The organism is Hylemonella gracilis ATCC 19624, from assembly GCF_000211835.1.
Lineage (GTDB): Bacteria > Pseudomonadota > Gammaproteobacteria > Burkholderiales > Burkholderiaceae_C > Hylemonella > Hylemonella gracilis.
Genome location: NZ_AEGR01000056.1, coordinates 52,742 through 67,795 on the forward strand (window position 1 = coordinate 52,742; position 15,054 = coordinate 67,795).

The window sequence follows — 15,054 nt, forward strand, 5'->3', positions numbered from 1 at the left end:
TTCGAAGCCTTTCCGCAAGCATGAACCTATATGGCTGAAAACGGAAGCAAAAAACAGACCTTTTGATGCCATCAGCACGAGCCAGCGGTCAGATTCTGCATTCATTTGCGGGTTTACCCTGATTTTCCAAGCAAGGTATGCGACCACCAGCCCAGACTCCGGGAACATTCCGGCTGAGCGGCCAACGGGCAATTGAATGCAAGCGCCCCCCAACACAAATCTCTCATTCGACCGTGACACTCTTGGCCAGATTTCGAGGCTTGTCGACATCGGTCCCACGCGCCAGCGCGGTGTGGTACGCCAGAAGTTGCAGCGGCACGACGTGCAGCAGTGGCGACAGCGCGCCGTAGTGCTCGGGCATGCGGATGACGTGCAGGCCTTCCCCGCTTTCAATCCGTGTGTCGGCATCGGCGAGCACATAGAGCACGCCCCCGCGGGCACGAACCTCCTGCATATTGCTCTTGAGTTTTTCCAGCAAGGCGTCGTGGGGGGCCACGGTGACGACCGGCATGTCCGAGGTCACGAGGGCCAGGGGACCGTGCTTGAGTTCACCGGCCGGGTAGGCCTCGGCATGGATGTAGCTGATTTCCTTGAGCTTGAGCGCGCCTTCCAGCGCGATGGGGTAATGCAGACCACGCCCCAGGAAGAGCGCGTTCTGCATGCGCGCGAAGTCTTCCGCCCAGCTCATCACCTGAGGCTCAAGCGCCAGCACCGCTTGCAAGGCCACGGGCAAGTGGCGCATGGCCTTGAGGTGCTGCGCCTCCTCCCCCTCGCTCAAATTGCCACGCATCTGCGCCAGCACCAAGGTCAACAGAAAGAGCGCGGCCAGCTGGGTGGTGAAGGCCTTGGTGCTGGCCACGCCGATTTCCACGCCCGCGCGGGTCACGTAGGACAGCTTGCACTCGCGCACCATGGCGCTGGTCGCCACATTGCAGATGGTCAGGGTCTGGGTCATGCCCAGGCTCTGTGCGTGACGCAGGGCCGCCAAGGTATCGGCCGTCTCGCCGCTCTGACTGATGGTCACGACCAGGGTCCGCGGATCAGGCACCGAATCGCGGTAGCGGTATTCGCTGGCCACCTCGACCTGGGTCGGGATCTTGGCGATGCTTTCCAGCCAGTACTTGGCCGCGCAGCCGCTGTAATAGCTGGTGCCGCACGCCAGGATCAGCACCTTGTCGATCTCCTTGAAGACCTTGTAGGCGCCGTCGCCGAAGAGCTCGGGCACGATGCCTTCCACGCCCTCCAGGGTGTCGGCGATGGCGCGCGGCTGCTCGAAGATTTCCTTCTGCATGTAGTGGCGGTAGGGGCCCAGCTCGGCTGCGCCGCTGTGGGCCTGCACCGTGCGCACGGGGCGTTGCGCCGGCTTGTGGTCCTTGCCCACGATCCAGTGCTTGCCCAGTTGAATGTCCACCACATCGCCTTCTTCAAGGTAGACGATCTGGTCGGTCACACCAGCCAGGGCCATGGCGTCGCTGGCCAGGTAGTTGGCGTCGCCATCCCCGTTGTCCTTCTTGCCCACGCCCAAGATGAGCGGCGAGCCCGCACGGGCGCCCACCACGCGGTGCGGCTCGTCTTTGTGGAAAACCGCGATCGCGTAGGCGCCCTGCATTTGCCGGGTCGCCGCCTTGACGGCTTCGAACAAATCGCCTTCGTACAAGGAGTCGATCAGGTGCGTGATGACCTCGGTGTCGGTCTGGCTGACGAACACGTACCCGCGCTTTTGCAGCGCGGCGCGCAGCTCCTCGTAGTTCTCGATGATGCCGTTGTGCACCAGGGCCACACGGGCCGGCTTGGCCGCGGCGTCGGCCCCGGCCCCATGGCTGAAATGCGGGTGCGCGTTGTGCACGGCGGGCGCGCCATGCGTGGCCCAGCGCGTGTGCGCGATGCCCGTGTAGCCCTGCACCCCATCGCGCTGCACCTGCTCCATCAGCTCGGCCACCCGCGCCGTACTGCGCGCGCGCTGCGGTCCGCCAGTGGTGTGCACGGCCACGCCGCAAGAGTCATACCCCCGGTACTCAAGCCGCTGCAGGCCCTGCACCAGCACAGGAACGATGTTGCGCTGGGAAACGGCGCCGACGATGCCACACATGGAAAAGCTCACTTTGAGTTGGAATGCCTCGATGGTAGAAGCTCAAACAAGAAATATCTCATTGATATTCGATGCTCCATGAACGAAAATTCCGCCAACCTGAAATTAAGCACATTTATTTCATAGAAATATTAAAAATGGAATATTCAACCGGCACCAAACTCGATGCGATCGACCTGCTTCTGCTGGATGCGCTGCAGCAGGACAGCAGCCTGAGCAACCAGTCCCTGGCCGAGCGCGCGCACATCTCGCCCCCCACCTGCCTGCGCCGCGTCAAGCGCTTGGTCGAGGATGGTGTGATTGAGCGGCAAATCGCCATCTTGAGTGCCGACAGGCTCGCGCACTTGCTCGGCCACGGCCTGCAGGCCATCGTGGAAATCACGCTGGAACGCCAGGGCGAGGAGGCCCTGACGGCCTTTGAGCAACGCGTCGTGCAGGACGGCGCCGTGCAGCAGTGCTACCGCGTCTCGCCCGGGCCGGACTTCGTGCTCATCGTCCAAACGCGCGACATGCCGGACTACCTGGCACTGACGCAACGCCTCTTCACCAGCGACGCCAATGTCCGCAATGTGAAAACCTACTTCAGCACCAAGCGCGGGAAATTCGGAGCACAGATTCCCTTGCCGTCCAAACCCTGACAACAACGGCATCGGACACAGGACACTCCCCCGGATCGCCTGCCGCCTCAAGGACGCGTTGGGCCGGGGGAACCCGACGATTTCGATTTGCGCAGCAACTCACATGAGGAGCGGTCCCCCGGCCCAATGCGCCCGGGAGCGCCCACAGACAGAGCCAGATCCATGGCCAGCCCGAAAGCCCGGCAAGGGCTAAAGCAACTCCCCCTGCCGCGCGGGCATCGGCAAGGTGACGCTGACGTGGCAACCCGCGTCCGGCATGGCGTCGATGCGGATCGAACCACCGTGGCGCTGCGCAATCTTGCGCGCCAGCGCCAGCCCCATGCCCAGGCCCTCGAACTGCTGGGTGCTGTGCAAGCGCTGGAACACATTGAACAGCTTGTCTTTCAGCGTCGGATCAAAGCCGGCGCCGTTGTCGCGCACATGAAGGGTGGCCCATTCCTCGCCCGCCGTCCCCGCCCCACCGGTTTCGCCTTCGATCACGATCAAGGCGGTCTTGCGCTGCCGGGTGAACTTGAGCGCGTTGCCCAGCAGGTGCGAGAACAACAGGCGAAGCAAGGCGGCATCGCCGCGCAAGGGCGGCAAGGCCGGGTCCACCCGCCACTGAACGGCGCGCAAGGGCGACAAGGCGGCACCGGTGGGCTGCGCGGCGGCGGCCGTTTCCCAGGCCCGCTGTTCTTGCGCCATGGCGGCGGCCTGCAATTCCGCAAGCAACTGATTCGCGTCCACGGCCACGGGCTGCAAATCCGCCCGGTCCAGCATCGCCCATTCGCGCAGGCCATCGATCTGCCGGCCCATTTGCTGCGCCGCCTCGGTGATGGTGCCCAGGAAGCGCGCTGCCTCGCCGCTGAGCTCGCCGCCCACTTCCTCGCGCAACAGACCGGCGTAGGAAATGATGTGCCGCAAAGGCGCGCGCAAATCGTGCGTCACCACGTAAGTGAAGTCCCCAAGGGACGCGCGCACCGCCGCCAGCTCGGCGCGCAGACGCTCGATTTCCCGATCCGCCTTCACGCTCGCCACCCGCCGTTCAAGGCTTCTTCACGGAGCTTTTGCTCGGCCTCGTCCAACCGGGCACCGAAGCCTGGCGCGCCCGCGCCACCGTCAAGGCACCCGGCGCGGTGTTCTTGGTGATGGTGGAGCCCCCGCCCACGGTACCGCCCGCACCAATCGTGACGGGCGCGATCAGCACGCAGTTGCTGCCAATGTGCACGTCGTCCTCGATCACCGTGCGGTGCTTGTTGGCGCCGTCGTAGTTGGCCGTGATGCTGCCCGCGCCGTAGTTCACGCGGGCACCCACCTGCGAGTCCCCCAGGTAGGCCAGATGGTTGGCCTTGGCGCCGGACGCCAGCGTGCTGTTCTTGACCTCGACGAAGTTGCCGATGTGGACGTCCTCTCCCAGCTTGGCACCAGGCCGCAGCCGGGCATACGGACCGATGAGGGCTCCCGCGCCCACCTCCACCCAATCACTCTCGGACGTCCCACCCTCGATGTGGGTGTACGGGTGAATCACCGCGCCAGCCGCGATGCGCGCGTTGCCGATCACGCAATGCGGCCCGATGCGCACGCCTTCACCCAACTCCACCTGGCCGGTGAAGACGCAGCCCACGTCGATCTCCACGTCCTGCGCGCAACGCAGCTCGCCCCGCACATCCAGCCGCGCCGGGTCGGCCAGGCGCACGCCCTGCTCCAGCAAGCCGCGTGCGATGCGCAACTGGTAGGCGCGCTCCAGCTCGGCCAATTGCAAGGGGCTGTTGACGCCTGCGACCTGCGCGGCGTCGGTGATGCGATGCGCGGTGACCGCCACGCCTTGCGCCACGGCGAACTTCACCACGTCCGTCAGGTAGTACTCGCCCTGGGCGTTCTGGTTGTCCAGCTTCGCCAGCCAGGCTTTCAACTGCTTCGCGGGCGCGGCCATGATGCCGCTGTAGATTTCCTTGATCTCGCGCTGCGCCTCGCTCGCGTCCTTCTGCTCCACGATGGCCTGCACCGCGCCGCCCGCATCACGCACGATGCGGCCGTAACCCGTCGGGTCGTCGAAGGCGATGGTGAGCAAGGCCAGCTTGTCGCCCGCGCTGGCGGCAATGAGGGCGCGCAAGGTGTCGGCCTGGATCAAGGGTACGTCGCCCGAGAGCACCACCACCACGCCCTCGTCGGGCAGCAGCGGCGCGGCCTGCTGCACGGCGTGACCGGTGCCGAGTTGCGGCTCCTGGCGCACGAACTGCAAGGCCGCCGCCGAGGCGCGCGCCGTGACGCCCGCCTCCACCTGCTCGGCGCCGTGCCCCGTGATCACCACCACGCGCCGCGCCTGCAACGCCGCCGCCGTGTCCAGCACATGCTGCAGCAGGGCCCGACCGCCCAGGCGGTGCAGCACCTTGGGCAGGCGGCTCTTCATGCGGGTGCCCTTGCCCGCGGCCATGACGACCACATTCACTGCCACTGCCATTTCGCTTGCGCTTGCGCTTGCCATGTTCGAACCCTTGCACCCCACATGAAAAACAGGCCGCATTATCGGCGCGCGCCCGCGTGGGCCGCGCCAGGTCTGCCAAGCCGCCAAGAAAAAAGCCGCCGGACTCGCGTCCAGCGGCTGGTCTTGCCCGGCGAAACCGGGCGGTGGCCCTGGGCCTGCGTCAGTCGGCGTACTCGCCGGCCGCCTTGATGATGGCGCCCCACTTGGCGATCTCGGCCGAGACGAACTTCTTGTGCTCAGCCGGCTCCATGCGCTTGTCGGTCACGACCACGGCGCCCAGGCCCGCTTGCTTGCTGATGAACTCGGGGTCCTTCAGCGCGGCCTTCAAGGCGGTGTTGATGCGCTGAACCACGGCGTCGGGCGTGCCCTTCGGCGCGTACAGACCGTGCCAAATCGTGACTTCAAAACCCTTGAGGCCCGATTCCTGCAGCGTCGGCAGGTCCTTCAGCGCGGGCGTGGTCAGGCGCTTGGAGGTGGTCACGGCGTAGGCCTTGACCTTGCCGCCCTCGATCTGCGGCGTGGTGTTGGTGGTCTGATCGCACATCAGGTCGATCTGGCCACCAATCAGGTCCGTGATGGCCGGCGCCGTGCCCTTGTAGGGCACCGTGGTCATCCGAACGTCAAGCGCGTCTTGCAGCAGCAAGCCGCACAGATGCGAAGCGGCGCCCAAGCCAGCGTTGCCCAGGTTGATCTTGCCCGCGTTGGCCTTGATCCAGGTTTGCAGTTCCTTGTAATTCTTGGCCTCCATGCTGGGACGCGCGATCAGCGTCATGGGCACGTCATTGACCAAACCCAGGTAGGTGAAGTCGTTCTCGACGTTGAAGGGCAGCTTGCGGTAGAGCGCCGGCATGGTGGACATGCCGATGTGGTTCAGCAGCAGGGTGTAGCCATCCGGCTTGGCATTGGCGACCTTGGCCGTGCCAATGGAGCTGCCCGCGCCCGCGGCGTTGTCGATCACGATGGTGGCGCCGCCCAAGGGCTTGCGCAGCGCCTCGGCCAAGTCGCGCGCCACACGGTCGGTCGGACCACCTGCCGCGAAGGGCACCACGATGGTGATGGGCTTGTCGCCGGGGAAAGACTGGGCCGAGACGGCCAAGGGGGCGAACAGGGCCACCGCGGAAGCCGCGCCCAGAACGTGCGCAAACAAGCGTTTCATATCAATTCTCCTCAAGGGGGGAAGGGGGAGGGAAAAAGTTCCGAAGTCTAAGACCTTCGGATCGGCCGACGTTACTGCGGAAACCACTTAGGGCGACAATTCCCCCATGTCCTCTCCTGAAAAGCCCACCCTGCGCCGCGCGCCGCGTCCCGAGGGCGCCCCATCGCAGCGGCCCGCCTCCGCCACGCCCGGTTCCGGTGCGCTCGCCACCACCCGATTGAACAAGCGCATGGCCGAACTGGGCTTGTGCTCACGCCGCGAGGCCGACGCCTGGGTCGAGAACGGCTGGGTCAAGGTGAACGGGCGCGTGGCCGAGATGGGCCAGCAGGTGAGCCCTGCGGACCGCATCGAGGTCGACCCGCAAGCCCAGAACCAGCAGGCCACGCAGGTGACCATCCTGCTGCACAAGCCCATCGGTTATGTCAGCGGCCAGGCCGAGGACGGGCACGAGCCCGCCGTGGTGCTGGTGCAGGCGCAGAACCGCTGGCGCGAGGACCGCGCCCCCCATCGCTTCAACGGCGGCCAACTCCGGGGTCTGGCCCCGGCCGGTCGGCTGGACATCGACTCCACCGGCCTGCTGGTGCTGACGCAGGACGGCCGCGTCGCGCGCCAGCTCATTGGCGAGGATTCGGAGATCGAGAAGGAATATCTGGTGCGGGTGGTCTACCTCGGCACGCCCGCGGCAGCGAGTGCACCGACCGAGTTGCAGCCCATCCACGCGAACGACCCTGTCTCCGCCAATGTGCAGGCCGTTTTTCCGCCCGCCATGCTGGCCAAACTGCGCCACGGCCTGAGCCTGGACGGTCAGGCGCTCAAGCCCGCGCGCGTGGACTGGGAAAACACTGAGCAATTGCGCTTCGTGCTCAAAGAGGGCAAGAAACGCCAGATCCGCCGCATGTGTGAATTGGTGGGCCTGAAGGTGGTGGGCCTGAAGCGGGTGCGCATCGGCCGCGTGATGCTGGGCCAACTGCCCCAGGGACAATGGCGCTACCTGGCGCCGCACGAGCGGTTCTGACCCTGGCGCAGCACCCGGCGTCGGCTCTGTGCGAACCGACGCCGGTACCACGCCTCCCCTTCCCCATCAAGGAACCTTCCCCGCTTGGGCGGATGTGTCCGCACCCCCGCCCTCGTTCAACCCCGCGCTTGCGTTGGGGATCGCCCCCCGGCCATCCCCGACGCCCCTTGGGCGATGTCAGGCCGTGATGAGCGGCGCTTCCAGCACTTCGATGCGCGCCTGCGGCCAGCCCTCGGCCACCCATTCGGCGCCCGGGGGCAGGCAGTGGCGCTGGCCAGCGTCCAGCCAGAGGTCGCCGCCACGGTCCTGGGCGCTGTGTTCACCCGCGCCGCTTTGGGTCAGCCAGACCCGGCCTTCCACCACCCGCAGCCAGCGGGGCTGGGCACCCGCGGCGATGCGGGTGGCCGTGCGGGGCGGCAAAGCCCACTGCCACGGTTGCGCGGTTTGATGCAAATTTGTCATCGGCACGATGTTCATACAGACCCCTCTTAAAGCTTCGTCGTGAGGGAAATTCTGCGCATGGCGCGCCGTCGCGTCCAATGAGGAATGCGGTCTGCACTGATAACATTCCTGCATGAATCCCATCCGCCAGCGCCCGCTCTCCGTCGGCCCCTTGCGTGCTTTTGAAGCAGTGGCACGGCGCGCCAGCTTCCGGGCGGCGGCCGAGGAACTGCACCTCACCCAGCCCGCCATCAGCCGCCAGATCCGCAGCCTGGAAGAAGAGCTCGGCGCCCCGCTGTTCCTGCGCGGCACGCGCCACGTCGAACTGACCGGCGCGGGCGCCACGCTGCTGCGGGCCATCGCGCCGCTGCTGGACCGCCTGGACGCCAGCGTGCGGCACATCCGCACCTCGCAAGGACGGCGGCACGTGAGCGTGACCACCTTCGCCTCGTTCGCCTCGCTCTGGCTGCTGCCGCGTCTGGCCGAGTTCCAGAGTCAGTACCCGGACATCGACATCCGCATCTCCGCCAACGATACCCTGGTCGGCCAGGACGACCCGGAGCTGGACTTGGGCCTGCGCTATTGCCATCCGAACGACGCGCCCGCCAACTCGACCCTCTTGTTCGGCGAAGTGCTGTCGCCCGTCGTCAACCCCTCGCTGCCCTTGCGGCAGGCGCAAGACCTGGCGCGTCACACCTTGATCGAGCAGGACGACCACCGCTCGACGCCCCTTCGCCAGGTCAAGGATTTGGCCCGCCAAACCCTGATCGAGCAAGACGACCACCAACCCAGCGCCGAGTACCTGAGTTGGCGGCGCTGGCTGCGCGAGTACGCCCCAGCGGGCACCGAGCCGCGCGGCTGGATCTACCTGAACTACACCAGCCAACAGATCCAGGCGGCCATGGCGGGCCAGGGCGTGGCACTGGCGCGCATGGCCATGATCACCGAGGCCCTGGCGCGCGGCGAGTTGGTCGAACCTTTCGGCCCGACCATGCGGCTCACCTCGCCCTATGCCTACTGGCTGGTGCGCTGGCCCAGCCATGGCAAGGAGCACCGCCCCGAAGTCACGGCCTTCGCCGACTGGCTGCTGGCCCAGGCGGCGCAGACTCGCGCTTGCCTGGGACGGCGGCACGTGAACGTGCGCACATCCGCCGCCGTGGCGTCCTTTTGGCTGCTGCCGCGCCTGGCCGATTTCCAGAGCCAGCACCCGGACATCGACGTCCGCGTCCTGGCCAGCGACGCCCCCGGCGAGCAAAACCCACCGGAACCCGACCTGGACCTGCGCTACGACCTGCCCGATGACGCCCCGGCGCACGCCACCCTGCTCTTCACCGAGACGCTGACCCCCGTGGCCAGCCCCGCCCTGCCCGCGCGGCAAGCCAAGGATCTGGCGCGGCAAACCTTGATCGAGCTGGAAGAGGACCCACCCCTGCCCGGCGCCGAGCTGCTGAGCTGGCGACGCTGGCTCGGGGAGCACGCGCCCGCGACGCAACCGCGCCAATGGACCCGGCTGGACCACGCCAAGCCACAGATCGAGGCGGCCACAGCCGGTGAAGGCATCGCGCTGGCGCGCATGGCCCTGGTCAGCGAGGCACTGGCGCATGGCGAACTGGTGGAGCCGTTCGGCCCCGCCAAGCGCCTGGCCGCGCCCCAGGCCTACTGGCTGGTGCGCGGCCAGGAACAGACGGCAGCAACGCGGCCCGAGGTGCAAAATTTCATCGACTGGCTGCTGGCCCAGGCCGCGCAGACCCGCGCACAGCTCGAAGCCTGAATCCGCCCTTTGCCGCAGTCGACCTGCGGGTCAGGCGGCCAAGGCCTTGCGGCGTACCCCTGCCATCCGCAGCAAGGCCAGCAGCACCGTGGCGACGAGGACGATGCCGTAGCCAATGCTGGTGGACTCGAGCCCGAACAGGCCCACCGACAAACCCGCGGCGATGGCCGGCAGGCTGAAGGCCAGGTAACTCAGCACGAAGAAGCCCGACATCAGCGCGGCGCGCTCCTGCGGCGACACCAGAGGCACCAGGCTGCGCACCGAGCCATTGAACCCGGCGCCGAACCCCAGGCCCGCGATCAAGGTGCCCACGAAGAACAACGTGGTCGAGTGCCGGTGCATGCCCACCAGCGTCAGCAGCAGACCGGCGGCCAGCACGACCGCGCCCCCGGCCAGCACCGCCATGGGCGGGCGATGGCGCACCCACAGAATCGCCACCGCGCCGCTGAGCACCAAGGTCGCGATCAGGCCGCCGCCGATCATGGGCGCGTCGATGCCGGTGACGTAGCGCGCCAACGTCGGCCCAAGTGACAGGTAAAAACCGCCCAGCGCCCATTGCGCGGTGTTGACCGGCAGCACTTTGCCCAGGGTGGCACGGGCCGCGGCGGGCACCGCGACCTTCGGGCGCATGGACGCCCAGGCCCCAGGCCGGCGTTCCACCGTCTCGGGCAGGAAGTACGCCAGCACGCCTTGCACGGCGAACAGCACCAGCAGCACATCGAACACCAAGCGCGTCGGTGCTGGCGCGAATTGCACCAGCGCGCTGGTGCCCAGCGCCCCAAGCGCCATGCCGAACATCGGCGCCACGCTGTTGATCAGCGGGCCGCGCACGCGGTCCAGGTCCAGCAGGCTGGCGCTGAGCACGCTGGTGGCGATGCCCGTGGCCAGGCCTTGCATCACGCGCGCGGCGATCAGCCAGGCCAGGGAATCCGCCTGCCAGAACATCAGGGTGGAAACGAACTCGATGCCCAGCGCCAGCAGGATCACCTCGCGCCGCCCCCGATGGTCAGACAGCGCGCCAAACATCAGCAAGGACAACAGCAGCGCGAAGGCGTAACTGGCGAAGGCCACGGTCAGCATCAGGGCCGAGAAGCCCCAGGCTTCACGGTACAGCGCGTACAGGGGCGACGGCGCACTGGACGCCGCCAGGAAGCTGGCGATCATGGACGCCACCAGCCAAAGCGACTGCGTGGGGCTGAGCAGCGCCCGCCCGGAATGCATGACGGACGCGCTGGCGGCAGGCAGGGCGGCGGGGGGTTGCGGTGTGGACGGCATGGAAGATCCCTTGGGCGCTGTTAAAGCAAATTTTTTGCGTTTACAGGATTGTCGCCCTGTTCTGACACTAACGCAAGTTCTTTGCGTTAGCATGACCGCATGAATGTCCGATCCCTGCCCCGTCCTGGTGGTCGCAGCGCCCGCGTGCAGGCCGCCGTGCACCAGGCCACGCGCGAGTTGCTGGACCAGCGCGGCCGCGCCGCGCTCACCGTGCCCCTGATCGCCGCGCGGGCGGGCGTCACGCCTTCGACCGTCTACCGCCGCTGGGGCGACCTGAACGAGCTGCTGGCCGACGTCGCCCTGGAACAGCTGCGGCCCGAGACCCCGCCCGCCGACACCGGCAGCGTCGAAGGCGATCTGCAAGCCTGGGCCGAGCAGTATTTCGAGGAAATGTCCTCGGTGGGCATGGCCATGGTGCAGGACGTGCTCTCGGCCCGCATGGGCAGCGAGACCGCGCCCGGCTGCGCCTGCGCGGGCATCACCGCCGGGCAGATCGCGGCCATCGTCGAGCGCGGCATCGCGCGGGGCCAGGCCGTGCCCTCGGTCGAGGCGGTGATGGACGGCGTGGTGGCGCCCGTCGTCTACCGCCTGCTCTTCGGGCCGGCGCCGGCCACGCCGGGCCTGGTGCGAGCATGGGTGGCCGCCTGCATGGCGCGCGCCACGGTCCAGCCGCCAGCCCAGGCCACGCCCGCGCAGCCGGCCGAGGCTTGAAAGCCGGCGGCACCGCCCATAATTCAAGGCTTTGCCCGCCCCGGCCGGCGGCCCTTGCGTGCCCTGCGCGGAACCACCGCGCGCAGCCCAGCCCCGGCCAGGCATTTCACGTGTTCCACGAGCCATCACGACCATCATGAGCCAGAAACATTCCTTCCAGGCCGAAGTGGCCCAGCTGCTGCACCTCGTCACCCACTCGCTGTATTCCAACAAGGAAATCTTCGTCCGCGAGCTGGTCTCCAACGCCTCCGACGCCTGCGACAAGCTGCGTTACGAAGCGCTGAACAACAGCGCGCTGTACGAAGACGCGCCCGAGCTGCGCGTGCGCATCGCGCTGGACAAGAAGGCACGCACGCTGACCATCACCGACAACGGCATCGGCATGAGCGCGCAGGAGGCGATTGACCACCTGGGCACCATCGCCAAGAGCGGCACCAAGGATTTCATGAGCAAGCTCGGCGCCGACAAGCAGGCGGACGCCAAGGAGCAAGGCCAGCTGATCGGCCAGTTCGGCGTGGGCTTTTATTCCGGCTTCATCGTGGCCGACAAGATCACCGTGGAATCGCGCCGCGCCGGCCTCAAGCCCGAGGAAGGCGTGCGCTGGACCAGCGGCGGCACCGGTGACTTCGAGGTGGAAACCATCACTCGGCCTGAGCGCGGCACCAGCGTCATCCTGCACCTGCGCGAGGATGAGAGCAACAGCGCCGACGAATACCTGAGCGCCTGGAAGATCAAGCAGATCATTGGCAAGTACTCCGACCACATCGCCCTGCCCATCCAGATGCGCAAGGAAGAGTGGAAGGAGAGCGAGGAAGAAGGCAAGCCTGGTGAAATGGTGACCACCGACGAGTGGGAAACCGTCAACAAGGCCAGCGCCCTCTGGACCCGCGCGAAGAAGGACATCACGAAGGAAGAGTACGAAAGCTTCTACCAGGGCATCAGCCACGACTACGAAGCCCCGCTGGCCTGGAGCCACAACCGCGTGGAAGGCAGCACCGAATACACCCAGCTGCTCTACGTCCCGGCCAAGGCGCCCTACGACCTGTGGAACCGCGACAAGAAGGGCGGCCTCAAGCTCTACGTGAAGCGCGTCTTCATCATGGACGAGGCCGAGGCCCTGCTGCCCAGCTACCTGCGCTTCGTCAAGGGCGTGGTGGACAGCGCCGACCTGCCGCTCAACGTCAGCCGCGAACTGCTGCAGGAAAGCCGCGACGTGCGCGCCATCCGCGACGGCAACACCAAGCGCGTGCTCACCCTGCTGGAGAACCTGGCCAAGCACGACGTTCCGGCAACCGACGCCAGCGAGGAAGACAAGGCCGAGGCAGGCAAATACAGCAAGTTCTACGCGGAATTCGGCACCGTGCTCAAGGAAGGCCTGGGCGAGGACTTCGCCAACCGCGAGCGCCTGGCCAAGCTGCTGCGTTACGCCAGCACCACGAGTGACACCGCCACCGTGAGCCTGGCCGACTACAAGGCCCGCATGAAGGAAGGCCAGGAGGCCATCTACTACATCACCGCCGACACGCTCGCCGCCGCCAAGAACAGCCCGCAGCTCGAAGTCTTCAAAAAAAAGGGCATCGAGGTGCTGCTGATGACCGAGCGCGTGGACGAGTGGGCGCTGAGCTACCTCACCGAATTCGACGGCACCCCGCTGCAGAGCGTGGCCAAGGGCGCGGTGGACCTGGGCAAGCTGCAAGACGAAGCCGAGAAGAAAGCCGCCGAGGAAGCCGCCGAAGCCTTCAAGCCCGTGCTCGCCAAGCTCAAGGAAGCGCTCAAGGACAAGACCGAAGACGTGCGCGTCACCACCCGCCTCGTCGATTCACCGGCCTGCCTGGTCGTCAAGGACGGCGAGGTGAGCAACCAGCTCGCCCGCCTGCTCAAGCAAGCCGGCCAGAAGGCGCCCGACAGCAAGCCCATCCTCGAAGTGAACCCCGAACACGCGCTGGTGAAGAAACTCGACGGCAGCGTGCACTTCCACGACCTCGCGCACATCCTCTACGACCAGGCCCTGCTGGCCGAAGGCGGGCTGCCGGAAGACCCGGCAGCGTATGTGAAGCGGGTGAATGCCTTGTTGGTTTGATCGACGCAGCGCGCCCCAAGCAAAAACCGCCTTCGGGCGGTTTTTTCATGCTCCCCACCCGCGACGGCTCATGCCGTCAATTCGCTGGTGCTCGGGCGGCGGGCTGGAACACGCGCAGGCGGTGGCCATCCGGGTCGGCCACCACGGCGGTGTAGCCGAAATCCATCGCCGTGGGCGCCTGCAGCACGGGCCAGCCCTGCGCCTTACCCTGGGCGACCCAAGCGTCCACGTCGGCCGCTTGGTCCACGGCCATGCAGAGTTCACTGCCGCCCCTCTCGGCCGTGGCGGGCGGCAGCACCGCAGGCCGCAGCCACAGGCCCAGCTTGAAACCCGAGGGCAGGACAAAAAGAGCAAAGCCGGGCGACGACTCCACCGGCTGCAGCGCGAGCAGGCGCGCATAAAACGCAGCGCTGCGCGGCACGTCGGCCACGTACAGCAGCACATAACTGGGATAAGGGTTCATGAAAGCTCCGTGAAAAAGAATCAGACAAACAGGCCATGGCTTGGGTCTGGATTCTTGGCGGACGCACTGTCAGTTTCTGTCAGCAGTGCGAGGCGCCGGGGCTTTCACAGGCTGGGCGGGGCGATGCCTTCGCTCTGCCGCCAATCACGCAGCAGGTCCAGGCGGCGGCGCGGGTAACGGGCTTCCAGCACGCGCGGCGCGCTGATGCGGTCGGTGCGGAAATGGCGGAAATCGTTGCGCGTCTCGCACCAGGCGATGAGCACGCTGACCTGTTCGAAGAAGCCCAGCGCGCACGGCCACACGGTGCGCAGCGACGCGCGCTGCTGCGCGTCCAGGTAGTGGAACTCCAGCTTGCGTTCCTCGCGCAGGGCCTGGCGCGTGAGGGCCAGCACCTCGTCGGAACACGCCACCGTCTGGCGCGGGCCGACCAGCAGCGCGCTGTGCTCCAGCGTGTAGCGCAACTCCGGCGGCAACACCGCCGATACCTTGGCCAGGGCCTGACCCGCGGCATCGGCCAGGCGCGCATCCACCCGGTCCGCCACCCAGCGCACCCCAAGCACCAAGGCCTCGATCTCCTCGGGCGTCAGCATCAACGGCGGCAAGGTGAAGCCTGGGCGCAACACATAACCCAGACCGGCCTCGCCCTCGATCTGCGCACCTTGGGACTGCAAGGTGGCAATGTCGCGGTACAGCGTGCGCAGACTCACCCCCAGCTGCTGCGCCAGCGCCGCGCCGCTGACAGGCCGACGGTGGCGACGCAATTGCTCCATCAGGTTCAGCAGGCGTTCGGCGCGGGACATGGTGGGGCGGTTTTTTGACTAGGCACCTTCTGCTTCCGACCCGTAGCGGACGCTCGCTGGTTAAAAACCATACACACAACGGTTGAACTGAGCGGCACGCACATCGACGTTTGAGCTTGGAACTTTATCTCTCACGCGCCTCACTCCAGTG

13 protein-coding genes are annotated in these 15,054 nt (G+C 66.8%); 5 read left to right on the plus strand and 8 right to left on the minus strand.

From position 1 onward, the window contains the following. Window positions 1-223 precede the first annotated feature (223 nt). The gene (gene glmS / locus HGR_RS08640) at window positions 224-2,089 is read right to left on the minus strand and encodes a glutamine--fructose-6-phosphate transaminase (isomerizing) (RefSeq protein ID WP_006297825.1); all 1,866 of its coding nucleotides are present in this window, start codon (window positions 2,087-2,089) and stop codon (window positions 224-226) included. A gap of 137 nt (window positions 2,090-2,226) precedes the next feature. Between glmS and HGR_RS08645 the strand changes: the two genes are divergently transcribed. Continuing rightward, on the plus strand, window positions 2,227-2,727 hold the full coding sequence (locus HGR_RS08645; protein WP_006297826.1) for an Lrp/AsnC family transcriptional regulator: 501 nt from the start codon (window positions 2,227-2,229) through the stop codon (window positions 2,725-2,727). A gap of 189 nt (window positions 2,728-2,916) precedes the next feature. Here HGR_RS08645 and HGR_RS08650 read toward each other — a convergent pair whose 3' ends face one another. From HGR_RS08650 to HGR_RS08660, 3 genes are all read right to left on the minus strand, one after another. Then, on the minus strand, window positions 2,917-3,744 hold the full coding sequence (locus HGR_RS08650; RefSeq protein ID WP_006297827.1) for a sensor histidine kinase: 828 nt from the start codon (window positions 3,742-3,744) through the stop codon (window positions 2,917-2,919). Window positions 3,745-3,751: 7 nt separating this feature from the next. Then, complete coding sequence (glmU, locus tag HGR_RS08655) at window positions 3,752-5,167, minus strand: bifunctional UDP-N-acetylglucosamine diphosphorylase/glucosamine-1-phosphate N-acetyltransferase GlmU (protein WP_006297828.1); 1,416 nt, start codon at window positions 5,165-5,167, stop codon at window positions 3,752-3,754. Between the two features lie 184 nt (window positions 5,168-5,351). Beyond that, window positions 5,352-6,347 (minus strand): tripartite tricarboxylate transporter substrate-binding protein, encoded by a 996-nt coding sequence (locus HGR_RS08660; RefSeq protein ID WP_006297829.1) that lies wholly within the window; start codon window positions 6,345-6,347, stop codon window positions 5,352-5,354. A gap of 106 nt (window positions 6,348-6,453) precedes the next feature. Between HGR_RS08660 and HGR_RS08665 the strand changes: the two genes are divergently transcribed. Next, window positions 6,454-7,362, plus strand: coding sequence for a pseudouridine synthase (locus HGR_RS08665; protein ID WP_006297830.1), 909 nt, complete (start codon window positions 6,454-6,456; stop codon window positions 7,360-7,362). Window positions 7,363-7,539: 177 nt separating this feature from the next. Here the strand turns inward: HGR_RS08665 and HGR_RS08670 are convergent, their stop codons facing one another. Then, window positions 7,540-7,839 carry a DUF2917 domain-containing protein gene (locus HGR_RS08670; RefSeq protein ID WP_006297831.1) on the minus strand — a complete coding sequence of 100 codons (300 nt, stop codon included), beginning with the start codon at window positions 7,837-7,839 and terminating at the stop codon, window positions 7,540-7,542. Between the two features lie 97 nt (window positions 7,840-7,936). Between HGR_RS08670 and HGR_RS18040 the strand changes: the two genes are divergently transcribed. Beyond that, entirely contained in the window at window positions 7,937-9,574 is a 1,638-nt protein-coding gene (locus HGR_RS18040) for a LysR substrate-binding domain-containing protein (protein WP_006297832.1), read from the plus strand. Between the two features lie 30 nt (window positions 9,575-9,604). Here HGR_RS18040 and HGR_RS08685 read toward each other — a convergent pair whose 3' ends face one another. Continuing rightward, window positions 9,605-10,849 carry an MFS transporter gene (locus HGR_RS08685; protein ID WP_006297833.1) on the minus strand — a complete coding sequence of 415 codons (1,245 nt, stop codon included), beginning with the start codon at window positions 10,847-10,849 and terminating at the stop codon, window positions 9,605-9,607. A gap of 99 nt (window positions 10,850-10,948) precedes the next feature. Here HGR_RS08685 and HGR_RS08690 point away from each other — a divergent pair, with 99 nt between their 5' ends. Together HGR_RS08690 and htpG are read left to right on the plus strand one after the other, a co-directional pair. Next, window positions 10,949-11,560, plus strand: coding sequence for a TetR/AcrR family transcriptional regulator (locus HGR_RS08690; RefSeq protein WP_006297834.1), 612 nt, complete (start codon window positions 10,949-10,951; stop codon window positions 11,558-11,560). A 136-nt stretch (window positions 11,561-11,696) separates the two neighbouring features. Beyond that, window positions 11,697-13,640, plus strand: coding sequence for a molecular chaperone HtpG (gene htpG / locus HGR_RS08695; RefSeq protein ID WP_006297835.1), 1,944 nt, complete (start codon window positions 11,697-11,699; stop codon window positions 13,638-13,640). A 76-nt stretch (window positions 13,641-13,716) separates the two neighbouring features. Here htpG and HGR_RS08700 read toward each other — a convergent pair whose 3' ends face one another. Both HGR_RS08700 and HGR_RS08705 read right to left on the minus strand, forming a co-directional pair. Then, the gene (locus HGR_RS08700) at window positions 13,717-14,103 is read right to left on the minus strand and encodes a VOC family protein (protein ID WP_006297836.1); all 387 of its coding nucleotides are present in this window, start codon (window positions 14,101-14,103) and stop codon (window positions 13,717-13,719) included. A 104-nt stretch (window positions 14,104-14,207) separates the two neighbouring features. Continuing rightward, a complete protein-coding gene (locus HGR_RS08705) occupies window positions 14,208-14,903 on the minus strand; it encodes a helix-turn-helix transcriptional regulator (protein WP_006297837.1) in 696 nt (231 codons plus the stop codon). Between the last annotated feature and the right edge of the window lie 151 nt (window positions 14,904-15,054).